The organism is Egibacter rhizosphaerae, assembly GCF_004322855.1.
Classification (GTDB): Bacteria; Actinomycetota; Nitriliruptoria; order Euzebyales; family Egibacteraceae; genus Egibacter; species Egibacter rhizosphaerae.
In genome coordinates this window covers 2,229,798-2,250,548 of record NZ_CP036402.1, presented here as the reverse complement: position 1 = coordinate 2,250,548, position 20,751 = coordinate 2,229,798, and the positions used below count along the sequence as shown (strand labels likewise).

The 20,751-nt window shown below is 72.1% G+C and carries 22 protein-coding genes; 14 read left to right on the top strand and 8 right to left on the bottom strand.

Annotated elements, in window-relative coordinates; genetic code table 11:
- Window positions 1–22: 22 nt before the first annotated feature.
- The 6 genes from ER308_RS10410 (at window position 23) to ER308_RS10385 (ending at window position 6,054) form a co-directional block, all read left to right on the top strand.
- Window positions 23–592, top strand: a complete 570-nt coding sequence (locus ER308_RS10410; RefSeq protein WP_165491982.1) for a glucose-6-phosphate isomerase family protein — start codon at window positions 23–25, stop codon at window positions 590–592.
- Window positions 593–602: 10 nt separating this feature from the next.
- Entirely contained in the window at window positions 603–1,361 is a 759-nt protein-coding gene (locus ER308_RS10405; RefSeq protein WP_165491981.1) for an SDR family NAD(P)-dependent oxidoreductase, read from the top strand.
- A gap of 401 nt (window positions 1,362–1,762) precedes the next feature.
- The gene (locus ER308_RS10400; RefSeq protein WP_165491980.1) at window positions 1,763–3,298 is read left to right on the top strand and encodes a UTRA domain-containing protein; all 1,536 of its coding nucleotides are present in this window, start codon (window positions 1,763–1,765) and stop codon (window positions 3,296–3,298) included.
- A 105-nt stretch (window positions 3,299–3,403) separates the two neighbouring features.
- The gene (locus tag ER308_RS10395; protein ID WP_131154926.1) at window positions 3,404–4,060 is read left to right on the top strand and encodes an alcohol dehydrogenase catalytic domain-containing protein; all 657 of its coding nucleotides are present in this window, start codon (window positions 3,404–3,406) and stop codon (window positions 4,058–4,060) included.
- Window positions 4,061–4,119: 59 nt separating this feature from the next.
- Entirely contained in the window at window positions 4,120–4,371 is a 252-nt protein-coding gene (locus ER308_RS10390; protein ID WP_131154925.1) for an MDR/zinc-dependent alcohol dehydrogenase-like family protein, read from the top strand.
- A 159-nt stretch (window positions 4,372–4,530) separates the two neighbouring features.
- Entirely contained in the window at window positions 4,531–6,054 is a 1,524-nt protein-coding gene (locus ER308_RS10385; RefSeq protein ID WP_131154924.1) for a xylulokinase, read from the top strand.
- A gap of 109 nt (window positions 6,055–6,163) precedes the next feature.
- On the opposite strand, the gene ER308_RS10380 is transcribed toward ER308_RS10385, so the two are convergent.
- On the bottom strand, window positions 6,164–6,946 hold the full coding sequence (locus ER308_RS10380; protein WP_131154923.1) for an SDR family NAD(P)-dependent oxidoreductase: 783 nt from the start codon (window positions 6,944–6,946) through the stop codon (window positions 6,164–6,166).
- 158 nt (window positions 6,947–7,104) lie between these two features.
- Between ER308_RS10380 and ER308_RS10375 the strand changes: the two genes are divergently transcribed.
- The 4 genes from ER308_RS10375 to ER308_RS10360 all read left to right on the top strand — a co-directional run bounded on the left by ER308_RS10375 (window position 7,105) and on the right by ER308_RS10360 (window position 11,954).
- Window positions 7,105–8,394, top strand: coding sequence for a Coenzyme F420 hydrogenase/dehydrogenase, beta subunit C-terminal domain (locus ER308_RS10375; RefSeq protein ID WP_131154922.1), 1,290 nt, complete (start codon window positions 7,105–7,107; stop codon window positions 8,392–8,394).
- Complete coding sequence (locus ER308_RS10370; RefSeq protein WP_131154921.1) at window positions 8,391–10,163, top strand: 2-oxoacid:acceptor oxidoreductase subunit alpha; 1,773 nt, start codon at window positions 8,391–8,393, stop codon at window positions 10,161–10,163. Before ER308_RS10375 ends, ER308_RS10370 begins: the two co-directional genes overlap by 4 nt.
- Complete coding sequence (locus ER308_RS10365; RefSeq protein ID WP_131154920.1) at window positions 10,163–11,053, top strand: thiamine pyrophosphate-dependent enzyme; 891 nt, start codon at window positions 10,163–10,165, stop codon at window positions 11,051–11,053. The genes ER308_RS10370 and ER308_RS10365 overlap by 1 nt, the downstream gene beginning before the upstream one ends.
- Before the next feature lie 256 nt (window positions 11,054–11,309).
- Window positions 11,310–11,954 carry a DUF429 domain-containing protein gene (locus tag ER308_RS10360; protein ID WP_165491979.1) on the top strand — a complete coding sequence of 215 codons (645 nt, stop codon included), beginning with the start codon at window positions 11,310–11,312 and terminating at the stop codon, window positions 11,952–11,954.
- Window positions 11,955–11,957: 3 nt separating this feature from the next.
- On the opposite strand, the gene ER308_RS10355 is transcribed toward ER308_RS10360, so the two are convergent.
- The 3 genes from ER308_RS10355 to ER308_RS22375 all read right to left on the bottom strand — a co-directional run bounded on the left by ER308_RS10355 (window position 11,958) and on the right by ER308_RS22375 (window position 14,046).
- Window positions 11,958–12,662, bottom strand: coding sequence for a class I SAM-dependent methyltransferase (locus tag ER308_RS10355; protein ID WP_131154918.1), 705 nt, complete (start codon window positions 12,660–12,662; stop codon window positions 11,958–11,960).
- Window positions 12,659–13,582 (bottom strand): HNH endonuclease, encoded by a 924-nt coding sequence (locus tag ER308_RS10350; RefSeq protein WP_131154917.1) that lies wholly within the window; start codon window positions 13,580–13,582, stop codon window positions 12,659–12,661. The genes ER308_RS10355 and ER308_RS10350 overlap by 4 nt, the downstream gene beginning before the upstream one ends.
- Window positions 13,583–13,872: 290 nt before the next feature.
- Window positions 13,873–14,046 (bottom strand): hypothetical protein, encoded by a 174-nt coding sequence (locus tag ER308_RS22375; protein ID WP_165491679.1) that lies wholly within the window; start codon window positions 14,044–14,046, stop codon window positions 13,873–13,875.
- Here ER308_RS22375 and ER308_RS22785 point away from each other — a divergent pair.
- Together ER308_RS22785 and ER308_RS10340 are read left to right on the top strand one after the other, a co-directional pair.
- Complete coding sequence (locus ER308_RS22785; protein WP_276319893.1) at window positions 14,003–14,272, top strand: response regulator transcription factor; 270 nt, start codon at window positions 14,003–14,005, stop codon at window positions 14,270–14,272. The genes ER308_RS22375 and ER308_RS22785 overlap by 44 nt on opposite strands.
- 89 nt (window positions 14,273–14,361) lie before the next feature.
- Window positions 14,362–14,586, top strand: coding sequence for a diguanylate cyclase domain-containing protein (locus ER308_RS10340; RefSeq protein WP_165491978.1), 225 nt, complete (start codon window positions 14,362–14,364; stop codon window positions 14,584–14,586).
- Between the two features lie 109 nt (window positions 14,587–14,695).
- Here ER308_RS10340 and ER308_RS10335 read toward each other — a convergent pair whose 3' ends face one another.
- The 3 genes from ER308_RS10335 to ER308_RS10325 form a co-directional block, all read right to left on the bottom strand.
- On the bottom strand, window positions 14,696–14,971 hold the full coding sequence (locus ER308_RS10335) for a DUF4242 domain-containing protein (RefSeq protein WP_131154915.1): 276 nt from the start codon (window positions 14,969–14,971) through the stop codon (window positions 14,696–14,698).
- Window positions 14,972–15,192: 221 nt separating this feature from the next.
- Window positions 15,193–17,820, bottom strand: a complete 2,628-nt coding sequence (locus tag ER308_RS10330) for an ATP-binding protein (protein ID WP_131154914.1) — start codon at window positions 17,818–17,820, stop codon at window positions 15,193–15,195.
- A 147-nt stretch (window positions 17,821–17,967) separates the two neighbouring features.
- The gene (locus tag ER308_RS10325; RefSeq protein WP_131154913.1) at window positions 17,968–18,387 is read right to left on the bottom strand and encodes a DoxX family protein; all 420 of its coding nucleotides are present in this window, start codon (window positions 18,385–18,387) and stop codon (window positions 17,968–17,970) included.
- Window positions 18,388–18,478: 91 nt separating this feature from the next.
- Between ER308_RS10325 and ER308_RS10320 the strand changes: the two genes are divergently transcribed.
- Together ER308_RS10320 and ER308_RS10315 are read left to right on the top strand one after the other, a co-directional pair.
- Window positions 18,479–19,126, top strand: a complete 648-nt coding sequence (locus ER308_RS10320; RefSeq protein WP_131154912.1) for a TetR/AcrR family transcriptional regulator — start codon at window positions 18,479–18,481, stop codon at window positions 19,124–19,126.
- On the top strand, window positions 19,123–19,704 hold the full coding sequence (locus ER308_RS10315; RefSeq protein WP_131154911.1) for a sugar O-acetyltransferase: 582 nt from the start codon (window positions 19,123–19,125) through the stop codon (window positions 19,702–19,704). Before ER308_RS10320 ends, ER308_RS10315 begins: the two co-directional genes overlap by 4 nt.
- Here the strand turns inward: ER308_RS10315 and ER308_RS10310 are convergent.
- Window positions 19,691–20,572, bottom strand: coding sequence for a TIM barrel protein (locus ER308_RS10310; protein WP_165491977.1), 882 nt, complete (start codon window positions 20,570–20,572; stop codon window positions 19,691–19,693). The two genes, ER308_RS10315 and ER308_RS10310, sit on opposite strands and share 14 nt — an antisense overlap.
- Window positions 20,573–20,751: the final 179 nt, after the last annotated feature.

Here is a 20,751-nt window from a genome sequence, read left to right as displayed (position 1 = left end):
CACCAACGCGGAGGAGACACCCATGCGCGATGCCGTCGCCCCCTTCAACGTCCTGATGGAGTTGGACAAGGGCGTGCTCGAACCGACCGACCACACGAAGCGCCGGCACTTGAGCGACATGCACGGCATGTACCTCGAGGAGCCCGACGAGGCGGCCGGCGACGCGCTCGTCTACACCGTGCACGAGATCGTGGTCCCCGAGAGCCCCGACCACATCCAGTGCTCGACGACGATCCTGCAGCCGGGACGGGTCGGGCGCGAGTTCTTCATGACCAAGGGACACTTCCACGAGGTTCGGGGCCGTTCCGAGGTGTACCTGGGCCTCCGCGGCGAGGGTCGCCTCGTCATGGCCACCGAGGGCGGGGACCACGCGGTCGAGCACATCGTCCCCGGCAGCGTGTCCTACGTCCCCGGCGGGTGGGCGCACCGCAGCGTGAACATCGGCAGCGAACTGCTGGTCTTCTTCGCCGCCTACGTCGGGGACGCCGGGCACGACTACGCGACGATCGAGGACGAGGGCCTGCCGGTGCTCCTCACCGATGCGCCCGACGGCCCCCGGGTCGAGCGAAACCCCCGCTACACACAGCGATAGGTATCCCGGGATGCAGGCGCGCGCGACCGCGGACGAGGCCGCGCCGTTGGCGGGACGGGTCGCGGTGGTGACGGGCGCGAGCCGCGGGATCGGCAGGGCGATCGCCACGCGCTTGGCCGAGGAGGGCGCGGCCGTGGGCCTGCTCGCTCGTTCGCGGCCGGATCTCGCGTCCGTCCGCGCGGAGATCTCCGTCGCCGGCATCGCGACGGCCGAGGCGGCTGACGTCGCGGACCCTGCGGCTGCCCGGGCAGCCCTCGCGGCGGTGCAGGAGCGCCTCGGGCCCGTCGACGTGCTCGTGAACAACGCGGGTCGTCTCGTGCCCCGTTCGTTCGAGGCCCTCACCCTCGAGGAATGGGACGCCACGATGGACGTGAACCTGCGCGCGGCCGTCGTGTGCACGCAGGCGTGTCTGCCCGGGATGGTCGAGCGCGGGTACGGCGTGGTCCTGAACGTCGCCTCCACCTCGGGGATCACCGGCGGGACGAGCGGCGCCGACTACGCGGCGGCGAAAGGCGGGCTCGTGGCCCTCACCCGCAGCCTCGCGCGCGAGTTCGGCCCGCAGGGCGTCCGCGTGAACGCGCTTGCCCCCAGCAAGATCGCGACCGAGATGCTCGGCGCAGGGGCGGAGGCCGCGGAGGAGATCGCGGCCCGCATCCCTCTCCGCCGGCTCGGTCACCCCACCGACGTGGCCGAGGCCGCCGCGTTCCTTGCCTCGGACCGCGCGGCCTTCGTGACCGGAGAGGTGCTCACGGTCTCGGGCGGCTACTGAACCCGTGCGCGTGTTCCGGCCTCGCCGGATTCAGCGCGCACGATCGAGCGTGCGTGAGCGCGGGACGGGTCGACGCGATCGTCGGGCGGGTCAGCGGGGACCATGTACGGTATGGCAAGCCCGCCTCGGATGCCCCTCGCTGGTGCACCGGATGGTGCCCCGTTCCTCGGGGTCATCCCGGTGTTCGAGGGTTCGCCAGACGGGTTAGATGCGGCGCGACGGGGCGGGAATGCTCGCCGTCGGCGTCGAGCGCGGTGCGCGCCACTCGGCGAGGCCGAGCATCGGGTGCCGGACCTGTGCGAGCGGCTCCGGTTGGTGGTGGCTCGAACCGAGCGGTCGCCGTGGTGGCACCGTCCATGGAACCGGGGGATCCCGATCCCCTGTGCAGGGGTGATGAACCGATGACCGAGGAACTCGAAGCACGGAGCGAGCCCGGCCCGGCCGATGAGGTCCTCATCGACCGGGAGTCGCCGATCCCGCTGTATCACCAGCTGGAGCGGCGTCTGCGCGACGAGTTCGAGAGCGGCCGTCTCTCGCCGGGCGACAAGCTCCCCTCGGAAGGAGAGCTCGCCGACCGCTACAGCGTCGCCCGCAGCGTCGTCCGTCAGGCCTTGTCGAGCCTGGCGTCGGCGGGCCTCATCTACACGCAACGAGGCCGAGGCAGCTTCGTTGCCGAGCGGAAGTTCCACGGGAGGTTCGTGCCCAGCCCGACGGGGCTCCATGACGAGCTCACGGCGGCGGGTCTGGAGATGCGCACGCGGGTGCTCCGGCAGGAGCGGGTCAAGACGCTGCCCGTGGACGTGCAGGAGTTCCTCGGTGCGACCGGGGGCTTTCGCGTGGACCGGCTCCGGACCGTGAACGGGAAGCCGCTCTCGGTGGTGACGACGTACGTCGCCGAGGACCGCATGCCCGGCCTCGAGCAGCAGGACCTCGAGGACAAGTCCCTGTACGCGTTCGCCGAGCAGGAGTACGGGCTGCGGGTCGCCCACGGGAGCCGCACGGTCGAGGCCGTGCCCGCCGATCCGGTCCTCGCCGAGCTGCTCGAGGTCGAGGAGGGCGCCAGTCTGCTCCTGCTGCGTTCGGCCACCTACGCGGAGGACGGGGATCCCTTCGAGTGGTTCGACGCATGGCACCGGGGGGACCGGACCGCCTTCGAGATCGACATCTCACCGAGCCGGGGCATGCGTCCCGTGCCGGACCGGGTCTTCGAGGCACGGCCCTCCGGCCCGCCCAGGGCCACCACACCGCACGACGACCAGGAGCGAGGTGAGCCCGAGCCAACGGCCGTGCCCCCCACGGCCTGGGCCGAGCTGGTCACGGAGGCGTTCGCGTCCGCGCCGGTGGTCGCGGTTCTGCGCGCGCCCGTCTACGGCGACCCGCAGGCCCTGGCCGAAGGCCTGCGCGACGGTGGTGTCCGGGTCGTCGAGTTCACGCTGACGGGTGCCAACGCACTGGAGGCGATCGACCAGGCGCGCGAGGTCGAGGGCGTCGTGGTCGGGGCGGGGACCGTGGTCACCCGCGAGGAGGCACGGAAGGCGGTGGCGGGGGGTGCGGAGTTCCTCGTGGCGCCCGCCAACGTTCCCGAGATCGTGGACGCGGTCGACGGCCGGGTCCCGGTCGTGCTGGCGGGCTTCACGCCGTCCGAGCTCCTCCGGTCCTGGCAGGCGACGCGGGCAGCCGTGAAGCTCTTCCCCGCTGGGGTGCTGGGACCGTCATACCTCAAGGATCTCGCCGGGCCGCTGCCGTACGTGCCGATCATGCCCTCGGGAGGGATCGACGCGACGAATGCCGCGGACTACCTGGCCGCCGGCGCGCACGCGGTCAACGTGGGCACCGCGCTCTCCCCCGTCGACGCGGTCGAGCGGGGCGACGGCGCGGAGCTCCTGCGCCGCACCCAGGATCTCGTTCGCACCCTGCCCGACACTGAGGCAGCTTGACAGGGTCCCCACTCCGCGCAACGCTACTGTTGTCCGTACAGGCATATCTGATCCGCGGAGGCTGGGTGACGGATCGTTCCTCTCTGGCCCGGCAGAGGAGCGCCGATGCCGCCGACCATGCGCGCCGTCCGCCTTGAGGGCCCGGGTCAGGCCGTCGTCCGCGAGCTCCCGGTCCCCGAGGTCGTCGACGCCGACTGGCGCGTGCTGCAGGTGGAGCGCGCGTCGATCTGCGCGACCGATCGGAAGTGGTTCGCGCGCGGGGCCTCCGAACCCCGAATCCTCGGCCACGAGATGGTGCTTCGTGACGAGGACGGGCGGCTCGTGGGTGTCCACCCCGAGGTTCCCTGCCGCGCCTGCAAGCTGTGCGCCGACGGGTGGGACAACCGCTGTCACGCGCGCTACTCGGTCGGTCTCCAGGCCGACGGGGCCCTGGCCGAACGGGTCGCCGTCCGCGAGGACCGGCTCGTCGACCTGGGCGAGCTGGCCGCCGATCAGGGAGCCCTACTGGAGCCGGTGGCGTGCTGTTGGCACGCGGCCGACATGCTCGGCGCCACCGAGGGCGATGCCGCACTCGTCATCGGTGCGGGCGCGATGGGGATCATCAGCACGTGGGTGCTCCAGGCGCTGGGGGCCCGCGTCGTCGTGATGCAACGCTCTCCCGAGCGCCGGCACCTCGCGGCCGAGCTCGGGGCCGACGCCGCGATCGGCCCCGACGACGATCCCGCCGAGGCCCTCGGGGTGCAGCCGCGGATCGCCGTCTGAGCGCTCCCGGGGCCGAACCGCTGACGTGGGCCCTCGAGCGCGTCGCGGTCGGGGGCGGCGTGCACGCGCTCGCGGGCACGCCCGGAGGCGCGCCGGTCGACGCGAACCTCGTCCACTACCGCCACCTCACGCTCGTGGGCTCGACCGGGTCGGCGCTCAAGCACTACCTGCCAGGATTGGAACTCGTGGCCAGGGGACTCGTGCCGCTCGAGCGACTGCCGGTGGAGCAGGTCGGTCTGGATGAGGTGCCGGACCGCTTGGCGAACGGGCCGGCCGGCTCCGCGCTCAAGACGATCGTTCGGCCGGGCTGAAACGGCCGTCACGTTCGCGAGGGACAAGTGTCGTCCTCTTGTAAGGAGAAGCGACAAGTGCGAACCTGCATTCCGCCGTCCGCGGTTCGGGTTCCGCGACCCGCGCCGGACCGAACGCGACGCCGGTGGCTGGCCTGAGCGACGGGGAAAGGACGCACCATGGCCCTGTTCGTGGGATGTGACCTGGGCACGACCGGGACCAAGGCGGGGGTCGTCAGCGACCGTGGAGAGATCCTGAGCGAGGCCTCCGAGGAGGTCGAGCTCCTGCATCCGCGCCCCGGCGAGGTGGAGCAGGACTTCGCGGACATCGAGGCCTCGGCGCACCGGACGATGAGGCGGGCGCTGGCGGAGGTCGACTCGAGCGAGGTGGCGGGCGTCGCGTTCTCGGGGCAGATGTCGGGGCTGGGGTTCGTCGATGCCGACCACGCGCCGGCGACGAGGTACGACTCGTGGCTCGATCAGCGCTGCGCGCCCTTCATCGAGTTGATGAACCGGCACGCTCGACGCGTGGTCGAGTTGTCCGGGTGTCCCCCGACGTACTCCCACGGGCCGAAGCTGCTGTGGTGGCAGTCGGAACGACCCGAGGAGCTGGCCCGGACGCACTGCTACGTTGTCCCGCACACCTACGTCGCCGGGCGCCTCGGGGGGCTCTCCGGGGACGACGCCTACCTCGACCTCACGTGTACGGGTTTCTCGAACCTGTCCGACACCGTGAACGGCGCGTGGTCGGACGAACTGGTCGGGCTGTTCGACGCCGAGAAGCGGGTGCTGCCGCGCATCGTGCCCCCGACCGAGGTGATCGGCCACGTGACCGCTGCGGCGGCGGAGCAGACCGGACTGCCGACGGGCGTACCGATCGCCGCGGGAGCCGGGGACCAGATCGCCGCGGCGCTCGGGGCGGGCGTCGTGACCCCGGGTGAGGCGTACGACTCGGCGGGGACGGCCAGCGTCTTCGCGGTCTGCACCGACGACTGGCGACCGGACACCGCGCACCAGACGCTGAGCCTCTTCCCGGCCGTCGTGCCCGGCCTCTACATCGCGCTCGCCTTCATCAACGGTGGCGGCTTCGCGCTGCGCTGGTTCCGCGACGAGCTGGCGGGCGACCTCGCCGACGGAGGCGACCCGTTGGAGCAGCTCAACGCGATGGCCGCGGCGGCGGGGCCGGGCGCCGGAGGTCTGCTGTGGTTCCCGAGCTTCCAGGGTGGTGTCCTCCCGCCGCGGCCCCGGGAGCGCAGCGCGTGGATCGGCCTCACGAGTGGTCACGACCGCGGGCACATGTTCCGGGCGATCCTCGAGGGCATCGCCTTCGAGTACGCCGAGTGGGTCGACCTCATCCGCGGCACCGGTCAGGAGGTGCACGACGCGCGCGCCCTCGGGGGTGGGGCGAAGTCGGACCTCTGGAACCAGATCAAGGCGGACGTTTCCGGAGTCACGTGGCACCCCACGTCGCGGCAGGAGGCCGCGATGCTCGGCAATGCGCTCGTCGCGGGAGCGGCCACGGGCTACGTCGACGACCTCACCGGCACCGCGCGCGCGTGGCAGGGGGCCCGCGAGGCGTTCGAGCCCGACGCGCAGCGGCGCGCCGCCTACGTCCCCTACCGCGACGCGTACGCGGAGCTGCGGGAAGGGCTCGCCGGCGCGTTCGCGAAGCTGTCCGCCGCGGTCGAGCAGGGCGGGGGCTGACGGCGACGCCCTCACCGCGTCTGGGCGGGATGATGCCCAATGGCGCACACGCCCCCGCCCGGGCGGGCGCCGCCGAGTGGGGAGGCTCGCCGGCGGGATGTGGGACGGGTCAGAACACCGACCGGTCCACGCCCCCGTCCACGCGGAGGGCCGACCCGGTCACCGAGGAGGCCTGCTCGGAGCAGACGAACATGATCATGGCGGCCACCTCCTCCGGGGTCGAGAGCCGGCGGATCACCGAGGCCGGCCGCTCGTTCGCGATGAAGTCGGCCTCGAACTGCTCGAGGGAGACGCCCTGCTGCTCGGCGAGGCTGCCCATGAACGCCTGGATGCCCTCCGAACGAGTGGGTCCGGGCAGTACAGAGTTCACGGTCACCCCGCTCGCCGGGTAGGACTCGGCGATCCCGACCTGAGCGGTCTTCGTCGCTCCGTAGTGCACCATCTCCGCCGGGATCTGCTGCGCGGACTCACTGCTCACGAAGACGACCCGCCCCCATCCCCGCGCGACCATGCGCGGCACGTGGTGGCGCGCGAGCCGCACCCCGCTCATCACGTTGACGTCGAAGAAGCGCTGCCACTCCTCGTCGGGGATCTGCGCGAACGGCTGCGGCCCGAACACGCCCGCGTTGTTCACGAGCACGTCGACGTCCGGGGCCTCCTCGATGGCTCGTGCGCAGCCCTCGGCCGTGCCGAGATCGGCAGTGATCCCCGTGACCTCGTCGTTGCCCGTCGCCTCCCGGAGGGTCTTGGCGGCCTCATGGACGCGGTCGGGCTCGCGGCCGTTCACGATCACCCGCGCACCCGACTCGGCGAGGCCGAGCGTGGTCGCGTACCCGATGCCGGCCGTCGAGCCCGTGACCAGCGCGCTTCGTTCGCGGAGATCGATCCGCATGTGCGACTCCTGCTCCTGAGGTGTACGCACAACATCCTGTGCTTATGAGGTCAAGCAGGTAAGTGCATCCTGAGTGCTCGGATTCACCGCTCGCGTGTCCGAACCACTACGATGTCGGACACCAGGGTGGCCATCCCGACCCTCGGGAGCGCGGAGCCATGAGCGGTGCGGCGAGTTCACGTCTCGAGCAGGTGCGCGAGCGCTACCACCAGCTGCTCGAGGAGGCCGACGACCCGAACGAGTGGGCCTACGCCTGGCGGTCCGAGCTGAACCGCGGCGGCTTCCGTGCGGTGGATCTCCTCATGGACGAGGTCGTGCACGCGGGGCGGTGCATCGGCTGCGCGGCATGCGTCACGGTCTGCCCCGTGGACGTGTTCGACTACATCGACGAACGCCCCGTCGACACGCGTACCGGCGCGTGCGTGTGGTGCGTGCTCTGCACCGAGGTGTGCCCGGTGCTGCGCCCGCCCGACAAGGACGCGCCCGATCTCGTGGACTACCGCGACGACTGCGTCGACGAGGGCTACGGGCCGTACTCCTACGCGCTGTACACGCGGGCCACGAGGCCGGAGATCCTCGAGGGCGCCCAGGACGGCGGCCTGGTCTCGACGCTGCTGATCCACGGGCTCGAGCGGGGCGCGTGGCAGGGCGCGATCGTCGGGGACACGCTGCCCGAGAACAACCAGATCGGCCGACACAAGCTCGCGACCACGGCCGAGGACGTGCTGACCTGCTCGGCCTCGCGCTACACCTACTCCCCGAACACGCTGGCCTTCGAGGAGGCGATGCAGCGCGACGTGCGCCCGGTCGCCGCGGTCGGCGTGCCCTGCCAGATCGACGGGATCCGGCTGCAGCAGAACAGCAGCATCCGCTCGGCGATGAGCACCTGGTACCGCCGCAACGTCGCGCTCACGATCGGGCTGTTCTGCTCGGAGGCCTTCACCCACGAGTCGATCCAGCGCCTCGGCGAGATGATCGAGGTCGAACCCGAGCGGATCGACAACATCAACATCAAGGGCAAGGTCGTCGTCCGGCTCGACGACGGCGAGAAGGTTGTCACCAGCCTCAAGCAGTACCGCCAGTGGGCGCGGCCTGCCTGCCTGTACTGTCTCGACTACTCGGGGGAGCAGGCCGACATCGGCGCGGGCGGCATCGGCCTCGACGGCTGGACGTACACGCTCGTGCGCACCGAGGCCGGGCACCGGTCGCTGCAGGCCGCGATCGACGACGGCTGGCTCGAGACCCGCCCGCTCGAGGACGAGCCGCGCGGCGAGGAGTTGCTGCACAAGCTCTCGGCCGAGAAGAAGCGCAACCGCCCGCTGCCGGCGAAGATGCCGACGCTCGCCGAGCGCGAGGAGCTCGGGTGGGTCGACCCGAAGACCTTCTACACCAAGGGGCCCGGCGCGCCGGCCGAGGCGGACGCCGGCAGCGCGGGGGAGTCGGGATGAGCACGTCCACAGCAACCGCGCGGCAGGTCGACGACCTCACGGTGATGGTCGCCGGGCAGGGCGGCGACGGGTCGCTGAACCTCGTCAACCTGCTGGCCGACCTCTTCGGGCGGCGCGGCCTGCACCTCTACCAGGCCCGCAACGTCGAGTCGCGGATCAAGGGCGGGCACGCCGCCGCGTTCCTGCGCGCCTCGACCGCCGACCGGCGCTGCCTCGGCGACCACTTCGACCTGCTCATCGCCTTCGACGCCGAGGCCGTCACCGAGGGTGCCCCGTACCTCGCCGACGACGCGGTCGTGCTCTACGACCCCTCCCACGACCCGTTCCCCGAGGTCGCGGTCCCCGACGGCGCCACCGTGCTCGAACTCCCCTCCGGGCGGCTCGCGGTCCGTGAGCTGCGCCGCGAGCTGTACAAGAACAGCCTCGCGTTCGGGCTGGTCGGCCACGTCGCCGGGATCGGCTCCACGGAGCTCGAGGCCGCGCTGCGCCGCGGGCTCGCGCGGCTGCCCTCGGCGGTGGTGGACGCGAACGTCGAGGCGATGACCCAAGGCCTCGCCCACGCCGAGGAGCTCGCCCCGCTCGCCGACGGCGCGACCTGGGAGATCGCCTCGGGCCAGCGCGGCCAGCGGATGTTCATCTCCGGCAACGAGGCGCTGTCGCTGGGGTTCGTCGCGGCCGGCGGCCGGTTCTTCGCCGGCTACCCGATCACGCCGGCCTCGGAGATCCTCGAGACGCTCACCAAGTGGCTGCCGCAGTTCGACGGCGTCGCGCTGCAGGCCGAGGACGAGCTCGCCGCGGTCAACATGGCGCTCGGCGCCGCGATGACCGGGACGCGGGCGATGACCGCCACGAGCGGGCCCGGCGCGGCGCTCATGCAGGAGGGCGTGGCCCACGCCGGCTCGGCCGAGATCCCGGTGGTCATCGTCGACTCGCAACGGGCGGGCCCGTCGACGGGAATGCCGACCAAGCCCGAGCAGTCCGACGTCGGGATGATGGTCAACGGCGCGTCCGGGGACTTCCCACGGGTCGTGCTCGCTCCCGGTGACCCGGTCGACGCGTTCGAGCTCGGCGTGCTCGCGGTGAACCTCGCCGACCGTCTCCAGGGCCCGGTCTATCTCGCCCTCGACCAGGTCGTCTCCCAGGATCAGACCGACGTCGTCCCGCTCGACCTCGACGGGGTCCGCATCGACCGCCACCGGGTGCTCACCGACGGCGAGCTCGCCGAGGCCGGTGAGTACCGCCGCTACCTGCGGACCGAGGACGGCGTCTCGCCGTACGCGGTGTTCGGGGTGCCCGGCGGACAGAGCCTGGTCACCGGCAACGAGCGCGACGAGTGGGGCCTGGTGACCACCAAGCCGCGCAACCGGGAAGCGATGGTCGACAAGCGCGCCCGCAAGCTCGACGCGGTGCGCCCGCACCTGCCGTCCGGGCGGACGTGGGGCGACGAGGCCGCGCCGGTCGGGCTCGTCGGCTTCGGGATGCAGACCGGGGTGATCGCCGAGGCCGCCGAACGGCTGGCCGACCGGGGTCATGCGGTCCGGTGCCTACAGCCCCGCACTCTCTCGCCGGTCACCGACGACACGACCGCGTTCGTCGAGCGCTGCGAGCGGGTCTACGTCGTCGAGCACAACGCGACCGGGCAGTACCGCGACGTGCTCGCCGCCGCGACCTCCGCGGGGCCGCGGCTGCGCGGCGTGCTGCGCTACGACGGCGTGCCCTTCCGACCCGGCGAGCTCGTCGATCGCATCCTCGCTCGGGAGGCACGCTGATGGCGACGCAACAGCTGCCGCTCACCTACCGGCCGGCCGCGCCAATCTGGTGCGCGGGGTGCGGCCATTTCGCGGTGCAGGGCGCGATCGAGAGCGCGCTCGCCCGGCTCGATCTGCCGCCGCACGAGGTAGTGATCCTCGCGGGGATCGGCTGCTCGGGCACGGTGCAGAACAACGTCGGCACGTACGGCTACCACGCCCTGCACGGCCGGGTGCTGCCCGCCGCGACCGGGGTGGCGCTGTCGAACCCGTCGCTCACCGTGATCGGTGCGGGCGGGGACGGGGACGGCTACGCGATCGGCCTCGGCCACCTCGCCCACGCGTTCCGGCGCGACGTGAGCCTGCTCTACATCGTGATGAACAACGAGACCTACGGGCTCACCAAGGGGCAGCACTCCCCGACCCACGACCCGCCGGTGGCGTACGAGAGCCACACCGAGGCCTCGCTCGACGCGGTCGCCCTCGGGCTGTCGGTCGGCGCGACCGGGTTCATCGCCCGCGGCTACAGCGGCTGGTACGAGCAGCTCGAGCGGCTCACCGTCGAGGCGCTGACCTACACACGGGAGCAGCGGGGGTTCGCGTTCCTCGAGGTGATCTCGCCGTGCATCACCTACCGGGACGCCTACCCCGAGTGGGAGCACGCCCTGGTGGACCTGGAGGCCGAGGCGGACTACGACCCCCGCGACCGCGCGGGCGCGTTCGCCCGCAGCGTGCGGCTGCGGGAGGACGGTCAGCTGCCCGCCGGGCTGATCTACCGCGACGGCCGCGAGGCCGGCACCCCCCGACCGTCGCCCGCGCACGCGCGGACCGACCTGGCGGTGATGCACGACCGCTATGTCGAGCTCGCGGCGGCGTACACGCTCGACGTCGACGCGGAGCCCGTTCGCTAGCTCCCGCAGGGAGCCGAGCTGCGCCTCTCACGGATCCCCCGGCCCTGGCGGACCCTTTCCTCAGCAGGCGCCACGAAGGCATGTGCGTTGGTCGCACAGCACGGTTACCCGCGCATGCGCGGGTAACCGTACGGCGATTCTTGGTCACCCCGATCCCGCGCCTGATCCGGCGCCCGATCCCGTGCCAGACTCGGATGCCACTCCGGATAGCGCGCTACGAACCCACCGACCAGTCGCGTGCGGTACAAGGGGGCGCGTGTCGAGCGAGGAACGCGAACCCCGGTGGCTCGGAATCGACGTTGGCGGCCGACGGAAGGGCTTCCACGTCGCCGAGCTTCACCCCAGCGGGCGCCTCGCGTTCGCGTCCGTCCGCGGCCCCCGCGTGGTCTCCGATCTCGCCGATTTCGCGCAGGCCGCACGGCCCGCGTGGGTGGCCATCGACGCTCCCGCGGCCTGGGCACCGCCCGAGGAGGTGTCGAGGGCATGCGAGCGGAGCTTCGCGCGCGCAGGCATCTGCGGGATTCGCTTCACCCCGAGTGCGGCCGTGGCGGCCGCGCGGGCGGATCGCTACTACGAGTGGATCGAGCACGGCCTCGAGCTCTGGGCCGCACTCCGAACTCGCGGAGTTCCCGTGATCGAGTGCTTCCCGACCGCCTCCTGGACGCGATGGCACGGGCCCCGGGGCCCTCGGTCGCGGGCGCAGTGGAGCCGGGCGGCCCTGGCTCAGCTGGCCGCCGGGCTCGATCTGCAAGGCGCCGAGTCGGCGACCAATCAGGATCTCCGGGACGCCGCTGCGGCGGCGCTCACCGCGCGCCAGGCCGAGCAGGGCACGGTCGAGTGGTACGGGCCGCTCGTCGTGCCGGACGGCAGCGACGCGGGCGCCCCCGGCGGTCGGACGTGAGGGTCACCGCGCCCGCGCGAGGTACTTCGCGAAGAAGCCGTCGGGCGAGGACTCCGCCTCGTCGATCGCGAAGCCGCACCGCTCGATCATGGGCTCGAGCAGCCAGGTGAAGGTGGAGTGCTCGTCTCGGATGTGCTCCTCGATCTCGGTGCGGCTCCACGCTCCTTCGACGGTGTCCGCCCCGGTCGCGCACCACGCCTCGAGGCGCTCCTCGGCCTCGGCGACGTCGAAGTCGTAGACGACGTCCCACAAGCGCAGCACCCCGCCCGGTCGCAGCATGCGGTGGACGCGGTGCAGGGCGACGGCCTTCCAGAAGTCGGGCAGGTGGTGCAGGGCGAACCGCGAGTAGACGAGGTCAGCGGGGCGCGAGCCGTGCTCGTAGGTGAGGAAGCCGGCCTGCACGACCTCGACGTTCGCGAGGCCGGCGGCGGTCGTCTTGTCGGTGAGGTGCGCGATCATCACCGGGGACACGTCCACGGCGACCACGCGTGCGCAGACCGCCGCGGCAGCGACCGTGAACTGACCGGTCCCCGCCCCGAGGTCGACGACCTCGGAGTGCTCGCCGAAGCCGACGCCGCGCAGGACGCTGACCTCAGCCTCGGCGTCGGCGTCCTCCTTCGCGTCGTAGCGCGCCACGTGACCGGCGTCCAGGTTCTCCCGGCCGGCGGCCGCCACCTCGTCGAGCGTCCAGGACCGTGCCCGGCTCATCGCATCGGCCCGCCGTGCTGGCGGAAGCGCTCGTGGCGCCACGCGAGGCGTTCGTCGCTGGGACGATCGACCGGCCGACGCGGCAGTACGCGCAAGGACTCGCCGTCGAGGTCCTGCAGTCCGTGGCGCAGCATCGGCCCGTCGATTTCGTCGAGGACGTCCCGAGTGACCTCGATCCGCAGGTCACCCGGTCGCACCCCCAGCAGCCACTGGTCATAGGCCGCGTGATGCAGCTTGCACAGCGACAAACCGTTGGCGGTGACGGCAAGGCCTTCCGGCTCGCTGTGGGGCACGATGTGCGCGGCGTCCAGCAGCGGACCGCGTCGTAGCGCGCACATGGCGCACCGCCGACGGTACGCCTCCAACACGCGTACCCGGAAGCCGTGCTGATGCAGCCGCTGGCGCGTCGGCCGTGTGACGTACGCGCGACCGTCGATCTCCATAGCGACGCCTCGGTCCTCATCCCCGGCCTGGAACACGACGTCCACGGCTAGCTCGGCTGGGCGGTCCCGACCGACGAATGCGGGGTAGACCGGCAGGTAGCGACTCTTGGCGACGCCGTAGAGGTAGACGATCGGCAGCTGGTGCTCGTACGCGAGGCGCAGGGCCGCGTTCTGCCACATGGATGGATCGGTGCCGCGGTAGGCGTAGCGCAGCTGCGTCTCGTCGAGCCAGTCGTCGTCGTACGGCGGCGGCTCACCCGGCTTCGGCGGTGCGGTGAGAATCGACAGCGCGGCGTCGAGGCCGCGTGGCTTCCAGATCCCCGGCCCCTGGCCCATCAGGGTGAAGCGTCGCCCCTGCCACTCGAACCCCTCGAGCAGCCGCGCGGCGGGCACGGCGTCGGGGTGCTGGGCGATGAGCTGGTCGAGGCGCGCGAACGCGGCCTGCCGCACCCCGTGCTCGCGCGTCTCGTCGACCATGCCGAGAGGATCGCAGACCGGCCGCCCTCCTGAGCAGGGCTCGTCGGGTCGGTGCTCGGTGGGCACCGCCCGCGGTCCCCGCTTGACCAGGCCAGCCATCAGGTCGGCATCAAGGTGCTTCATGCTGATGCTATGCGCACCACGATCCGCCTCGACGATGAGCTCTACCGCGCGGCGAAGGACTGCGAGCCACGATGGATGAGGACGAGACGCTTGCACTGGCGACACCCTCTCGACGTGGCTGACGCCCGGGAGTGCGTGAGCGTCTGCCAGCAGGGGCTTCTCGCGGCCTACGAGCGCGACCTCCCGACGGACGAGGCATCGTCGGCCGGGACGTCCAGTCGCGTGCTCATCACCATCACGAGGCCGAGCGTGGCCACGGCACCGCCGGCGAGGAAGGTCCCGGGGCGGCCGAGCCCGGTGGCGACGAAGCCGAGGCCCGCCGGCCCGACCCCCAGGACCACAGCGAGCGGATCCTGGCGCGATCGGAGGCCGGCCGGTCTGTCGGACCGCGAGGTGGAGGTGCTGCGCCTGGTCGCGCGCGGCCTGTCGAACCGGGAGGTCGCGGAGCGCCTGGTGATCTCGCCACGCACCGCCGAGCACCACGTGCAGCACGCCTATGCGAAGATCGGCGTGTCGACCCGCGCCGCGGCGGGCCTGTTCGCCATGGAGCACGGCCTGTTGTGGTGAGGGGCCGCGGAACGACGGCGCGGCGCGCATCAGCGGGGACGAGTTCGTGATGGTCCTGCCGGGGGCCTCACGAACAGCCACCGAGGATCGTGCGGCGGGGCCTGCGGCGCCGTCTCGCCGAGCCGATCCACCTCGCGCACATAGAGTTCGTCGTGAGCGCCAGTCTCGGGATCGCCGTCGACGGCGGAACCGCTCGGACCCCTGACCAACTCCTCAACGCCGCGGATCAGGACATGTACGTCGAGAAGGCCCGCTCCCGCGCGGTGAACCCTGCTCCTGGCCTGCGTGGACACCGCGACACCGAGGACGCTTGATCGCGGTGAGCGCTTCTGGGCTTCGGGTTGGGCTCGCAACAGGCCGAAGCGACTTCGCTTGCTCGTTGCAGAACGAGGCCCCCCGGCCGGCTGTCGTTGGTGAGAGTGCTCATCCGTCGGCGGTGTGGGGACCGATCTCGGCGACCACCTCGACGACGAGGTCGGCGGGGAAGCCGCCGCAGCGGGCGTGCTCGCGGATCGTCTCGACCGCCTCGGTCTCGTGGACGCAGTAGATCTTGTCTCCGGCGACGTAGCTGCGGATCCAGGTGTAGGGAACGCCGAGGTCGGCGACGACCTTGTTCGATGTGATCGCGATGTCGCGCAGCTGATCTTGGCCGAGTTCGCTCGCGCCAGGGATGCTGCGTTCGATGAGGTACGTGGGCATGTCCGCCTCCTGTCTCGGCGGTCGGTGCTGTGGCCGACCGATGGTCGCGTGGCGCCGGCGAATCCGACGCCCGGGGACCAGCTTCCGCCGGAACAGGCCCGCCGCGCATCGGGTGCCGTGCCCTACATGCGCCCTGGGATCGCCCTATATGTGCGAGCTGCTGCGCGTCCTGGGCTGAAGGGGGCGCCCGATGGGGGCCATCTGTCGACGATCGCGGTCCTTTAGGATCCGATGAGGCCGCGGTCGCGGGCGAGGCGGTCGGCCTCCCGACGGTCGGCCACCCCGAGCTTGTCCAGGATCGCCGACACGTGGTGGCCCACCGTCTTGGGGGAGATGTGCAGCGCCGCCGCGATCTCGGCGTTGGTCCGTCCTTCACCGAGCTGACCGAGCACCTCCAGCTGCCGACCCGTCAAGCCCTCGGGGTTGCCCACCGTCGCCCGGGATGGACGCCGAGGCAGATCGTGCACTCCCAACCCACGCAACCTGGCCGCCACCCGGTCGGCCAACGGTGCCGCTCCCAACCCGCCGAGGATCGTGAACGCCCGCCGCAACACGTCTGGGTCGTCCCCATCGGCCAACGCGGCCGCCACTTCGTAAGGGCACCCGATCTGCTCCCACGCGGCTGCCGCTGCGCGCCAGTCTCCGGCGATCTGCAACGCGAAGGGCCCCGCGGCGTGTTCCGGCGGGGCCCGTAGCTCGCCCGCGCACCACAGCCAGAACCCCAGTTCCCCGACCGGCCACGCCTGCTTGAGTCGGACGGCGAGCTCGAAGGTGTCCGCGACCAGCCCGACGATGTCGTCCGGGCGCCCAGCCAGCCACGCCGCCTCCGCACGGCCAGCGGCTACAGGCCACAACCGCTGGAGGTCGCCGGTCGCGCGGGCGAGGTCCCAGGCCTCGGTCAGGGGCTCGTCCGCGTCGGTGTCACCACGGCGGACGCGCAGGCGACCGAGGGTGGTCAACGCCACGATACGTGTGGGTGCGTGCTGGCTCGGACGGTTCGCGGCGTCGGTGGCCAGGCGGTCCGCTTCGGTCCACCGTCCCAGTTCGAGACACGTGCGGGCGAGCCATGCCAGGCAGTAGTCCCCGTGGATGTCCAGGTCGTGCGTCGCGCACCATCGGATCCCCTCGCGGAGCCAGTGGTCGGCGACCTCGTAGCGCCGCACCTCGCCGCTGCCGGAACCCAGCATGCGCATGACGACGCCGACGATGGTGTCGTCGCCCGACCGGTGTGCGGCCTCGAGCGCCCGCGCGAGCGTCCGCTCCGCCTGGTCGGGGTCCACGAACCACTGTGCGGCTCCTACGATGTTGAGTGCCCGTCCGAGCAGCGCGATGTCGTGGTGGTCCTCGGCGATGCCCACGGCCCGCTGCCCCAACTCGATGGCTCGAGGGATCTCGCGAGCCAGCATGTGGAGGTGCGCGCTGTAGGTGTAGGCCGTCGCCAGCGCCAGGCCCGGTGGCCGGGACTCCAACAGCGTGATGGCTTCCTCGACCGACGTCCGGGCCTCCCCGTTGCGCCCCACGCCCCAGAGCGCGTACGCCCGGCGAGCGAGGACGGTCGCGGCCCGCTCGTGATCCCCGACCTCGCGCCAGGCCGTCACGGCCCCGTCGTAGGAGCGCAGGGCGGCGGCTTCCTCGTCGATCGCCGTGCACTCGTCGGCGTGGTGTTCGAAAAGCTCCGCCCGGACGCGAGGCTCGATCCCCTCGGCGTGGGCGACCGCCCGCTCGTAGTGGGCCGCAGCCTCACGATGAGCGCCGAGCCGGCTCGCCCGCTCACCCGCCACCGGCGCATGGGCGAGGACCGCGTCGCGGTCCCCGGCCTGCTCGGCGTGGTAAGCCAAGCGAGCGGGGTCCGCTCCCGGCTGCTCGGTGAGGTGGCCCAGTACGGCCGCATGGAGCGAGAGCCGCCGCGGGACCGAGATCGACCGCTCGACCGCGAGCCGGGCCAGCTCGTGGCGGAACCTCAGCGACCGTCCCGTCGTGAGCAGCAGGCCGGCCTGAACACACGCCTCGATCGCCTCGGTGCCACCGGTCGCGACCGTGTACACCAGCTCGGGGTCGACTCGATCCGGGACGACCGCGGCCACCTCCAACAGCGAACGCGCCGATGGTGAGAGCCGACCCGCACGAGCCAGCACCGCGTCGGTGACGGTGTCGGGCACCTGCTCCGTATCGCCCGCCAGCACCTCGGTGACGAAGAACGGGTTGCCGCCCGTCACCCGGTAGACCTGTTGGCCGTCGGCGTTGCGTTCCGTGGCGAGACCGGTCACCGCGGACGGCGACAACCGTGGCAGGGCCAGGCGCCTGGCCGCAGCGAGCGTCGCCACGCTGCCGAGCACCTGCCGGAGCGGATGGTCGCTGCCGACCTCGTCGTCCCGGTAGGTCGCGACCACCAACGCGTTCACACCAGTCAGGCGCCGCGCCACGAACACCAACAGGTCCCGGGTCGCGTCATCCGCCCAATGGACGTCCTCGAACACCGCGATCGTCGGCTGCAAGGGCCACGACAACGCCTCCAGGAACCCCGAGAACCGCTCGTGGCGGGACGCACCACTGGCCATCAACGACGCCAGTTCCCCGTGCGCCGTCCGGGCGATGTCGTACAACGGGCCCAACGGCCGTGGTGTGCTCAGCGCGTCGCAGGAGCCCCACCACACCCGGGCCGCGTCGTCACGGTCGTCGCAGAACGCCCGGACCAGCGAGGTCTTGCCGATCCCCGCCTCACCGGCCACCAGCACCAGCCGGCCCACGCCGGTGCTGGCCTCCCCCAGCCACGTCCCAAGGGCGGCCAGTGCCCCCTCCCGCTCCACCAGCTCCACGCTGGCAGCGTAGAGCACCGGGTCGGGATCCACCGCCCCAGATTCGACCCCCCCTGGATGACGGGATGTCCGCGGCTCGCGTCACCGCGTCCTGACGGTCCCGTGCGGCAGCACGTGCCGCCTTGATCGCATCGGCGGCCGCGCCGAGGCACCCTGATCAGGGCGCCACAGCGGATCCGGTCATCGTAGGATCTCGGCGCGCAGCGCCCACGCGGTCCCGAACGCGGCGGCGGCCAGGGAGCCGTTCAGCACCATCGCCACGATGGGTGAGTGCCCGAGCACCGCGTGGACCGTGCCGGCAGAGACCATCACGACACCGATCCCGATCAGGCCCACCGGTCGGGTGCGGGGCCACAGCGCGAGCGCCCCGACCGCGAGTTCGGCGGTGCCCACCAGCGTCCGGAACCCCATCGACAGCCCCCAGTCCGCGAACATCGCGACATCGAAGGGCACCGGCAACAGGCGCATCACCCCTGCCCCCGCGAAGAACCATCCCAGCAGCCACCCCAGCCGCAGCGCCCACACGGGGCGGACCGGAAGCCGGACCCATCGCCCGTGCGCTTCCGGCCCCGACGGCTTGTCCACTCGCGTCGTACTCATCGCTCGTGCCTCCCTCTCCGGTGTCTGTTAGGGTTATCGATTGTTAAGTGAGCGATGGCTAGGTTAACGGTCGATAGCCGAGAGGGCAACGGTGAATCGGGAACGTCGAGCGCGCGGCCACGGTGACGAGCTCCGCGAGGAGCTCCTCGACGCGGCCGAGTCGCTGCTCGCCGAGCGCGACGACGAGCGGCAGGTCACGATCCGGGCGATCGTGGACCGGGTCGGGGTCACCCCGCCGGCGCTCTACCTGCACTTCGCGAACAAGCAGGAGCTCGTCAAGGCGGTCGTCGGCCGCCGGTTCGCGGCCCTCGGTGCGGCCATCGAGCATGCCGTGGCCGACCCCGCGGACCGAGGCGAGGCGGCCGCCGCCCTCCGCGCCGGCTGCCTCGCGTACCTCGACTGGGCGCGCGAGAACCCCGGTGGCTACGCCGTGTTGTTCCGCGTCCGGCGCGACACCCAGCTCGTCACCACCGAGGAGGTCGCCTCGGTCGCTTTCGACAGCCTCGTCGGCGGCATCCGCGCGTGTCAGGAAGCCGGCGTCAGCGGCGTCGACGACGCCCGAGCGACGGCCGCACTGGTCTGGGCCTCGCTCCACGGGCTCGCGACGTTGACCTCCCTGCGCACCCAGTTCCCGTGGCCGCCGCTCGAGACGATGGTGGACGACCTGCTCCACGGCGTCGTCGGCATCCCCTCGAAACGGGTGCAGGCCCGGTTGGGTGCGAGCGAGGAGCAAGCGTGAGCGAGATGAAGCAGCGGATGCTGAACGGGGAGCTCTACCTCGCCGACGATCGGGAGCTCGCGGACGACCGGGCGCGCGCCCAGGCGCTGCTCGATCGCTTCAACCGTGCGGCGCACGACGCGCACGGGGAGCGCGCCGCGGCGTTGCGTGAGCTGGTCGGCCATCTCGGTGAGGGCTCCGAGATCCTGCCGACGCTGCGCTGCGACTACGGGTTCCCCATCAGTGTCGGTGCCGGCACGTTCGTGAACTACGACTGCGTCCTGCTCGACGAGGCGCCGATCACGATCGGCGCCTCCTGCCAGATCGCGCCTCGGGTGCAGCTGCTCACCGCCACCCACCCGGTCGACCCGGTCGCTCGACGGCAGGGGTGGGAGTACGGCGAGCCGATCACGCTCGAGGACAACGTCTGGCTCGGAGGAGGCGTGATCGTGTGCCCCGGCGCGCGCATCGGGGAGGACACGGTCGTCGGGGCCGGCGCGGTCGTGACCGGGGACCTGCCCGGCGGGGTCGTGGCTGCCGGGACGCCCGCCCGTGTGGTGCGGGCGATCACCGACGACGACCGCGTCACTCCCGGGTGACCCGGTCGTGGGCCGTGCCGCTGTGGACACCTCTGGGGTCGGCGAGCCCGAACCGGGCCTCGAGGTCGCGGACGTACGCGATGTCGTCGGCGCGCGCCCGGGCGTCACCGGGGGTCTCCACCACCGCCGGCGCGCCGTCGGCGGCCGCGAGCTGGACGGCGATGAGCTCGTCGGGGAGCAGGTTCGCGGGTGCGGCGAGGTTCGCGTGCCGGTCCTGTCGCGAGCCGGCGGGGGCCGCGGAGCCGTTGACGTGCACGAGCTGCACCGTTCCCACGATGTCGAGCAGACCGCGCAGCCACGACTCCGGATCGTGGATGAACGCCGGATCGCCGGCGAAGGTGTGACACGTGTCCAGGCAGAAGCCGACCGGCACGTCGCTCGCGTCGACGAGCCCCCACAGGTGTGCGAGTTGCTCGAGCGTGCGGGCCATCGCCCGATCGCCGTTGCCGGTGTTCTCGATGAGCAGCGGCGTGCGCGTCCTGACGTCGGCGACCGCTCGCAGCAACTCGGTCCACCCTCGCGAGCCGACCTCGTCGGCTGCACCGGCAGTAACGTGCCCCCCGTGGACCACGACGCCGTCGAGCGCGAGCGCGTCCGCGGTTCGCAGGCTCGCGACGACGACCTCGCGCGTCTTGCGGCGCACCTCGGGGTCACCGCTCGCGGGGTTGCACAGGTACGAGGCGTGGGCGACCACCGGCACCGGGAGGTCACGCAGGTGCGGGTGCGCATCGTCGGCGGGAGGCCGCCAGGCGCGGGGCGAGGCCAGGAACACCTGCGCGACGTCCGCGTCCTGCAGCCGCACCTGCCGAGCGGCGGAGGCGGCGGGGACGTGGGCGCCCACCCGGCGTGGCGGGGACGTGGGGGTCATCGTCCCATCCCTACCCTCCGGGGCGCTTCTCGGCAGGCGCAGCCGTCCCCGCTCACGAACGATTCGCGGGAGGCGCGAACCTTTCGGCCCGATACGCTCCGAGTCGTGACGGGGGCGGGCAGCGGCGTGCGGACCAGTCCCGCCATCGCGACGCGGTGGACCGTGAACGAAGGAGGAAC

Coding starts and splice junctions, on each gene's coding strand:
- ER308_RS10410 (WP_165491982.1), top strand. CDS start 23: ATGCGCGATGCCGTCGCCCCCTTCAACGTCCTGATGGAGTTGGACAAG.
- ER308_RS10405 (WP_165491981.1), top strand. CDS start 603: ATGCAGGCGCGCGCGACCGCGGACGAGGCCGCGCCGTTGGCGGGACGG.
- ER308_RS10400 (WP_165491980.1), top strand. CDS start 1,763: ATGACCGAGGAACTCGAAGCACGGAGCGAGCCCGGCCCGGCCGATGAG.
- ER308_RS10395 (WP_131154926.1), top strand. CDS start 3,404: ATGCCGCCGACCATGCGCGCCGTCCGCCTTGAGGGCCCGGGTCAGGCC.
- ER308_RS10385 (WP_131154924.1), top strand. CDS start 4,531: ATGGCCCTGTTCGTGGGATGTGACCTGGGCACGACCGGGACCAAGGCG.
- ER308_RS10380 (WP_131154923.1), bottom strand. CDS start 6,946: ATGCGGATCGATCTCCGCGAACGAAGCGCGCTGGTCACGGGCTCGACG.
- ER308_RS10375 (WP_131154922.1), top strand. CDS start 7,105: ATGAGCGGTGCGGCGAGTTCACGTCTCGAGCAGGTGCGCGAGCGCTAC.
- ER308_RS10370 (WP_131154921.1), top strand. CDS start 8,391: ATGAGCACGTCCACAGCAACCGCGCGGCAGGTCGACGACCTCACGGTG.
- ER308_RS10365 (WP_131154920.1), top strand. CDS start 10,163: ATGGCGACGCAACAGCTGCCGCTCACCTACCGGCCGGCCGCGCCAATC.
- ER308_RS10355 (WP_131154918.1), bottom strand. CDS start 12,662: ATGAGCCGGGCACGGTCCTGGACGCTCGACGAGGTGGCGGCCGCCGGC.
- ER308_RS10350 (WP_131154917.1), bottom strand. CDS start 13,582: ATGGTCGACGAGACGCGCGAGCACGGGGTGCGGCAGGCCGCGTTCGCG.
- ER308_RS10335 (WP_131154915.1), bottom strand. CDS start 14,971: ATGCCCACGTACCTCATCGAACGCAGCATCCCTGGCGCGAGCGAACTC.
- ER308_RS10325 (WP_131154913.1), bottom strand. CDS start 18,387: ATGAGTACGACGCGAGTGGACAAGCCGTCGGGGCCGGAAGCGCACGGG.
- ER308_RS10310 (WP_165491977.1), bottom strand. CDS start 20,572: ATGACCCCCACGTCCCCGCCACGCCGGGTGGGCGCCCACGTCCCCGCC.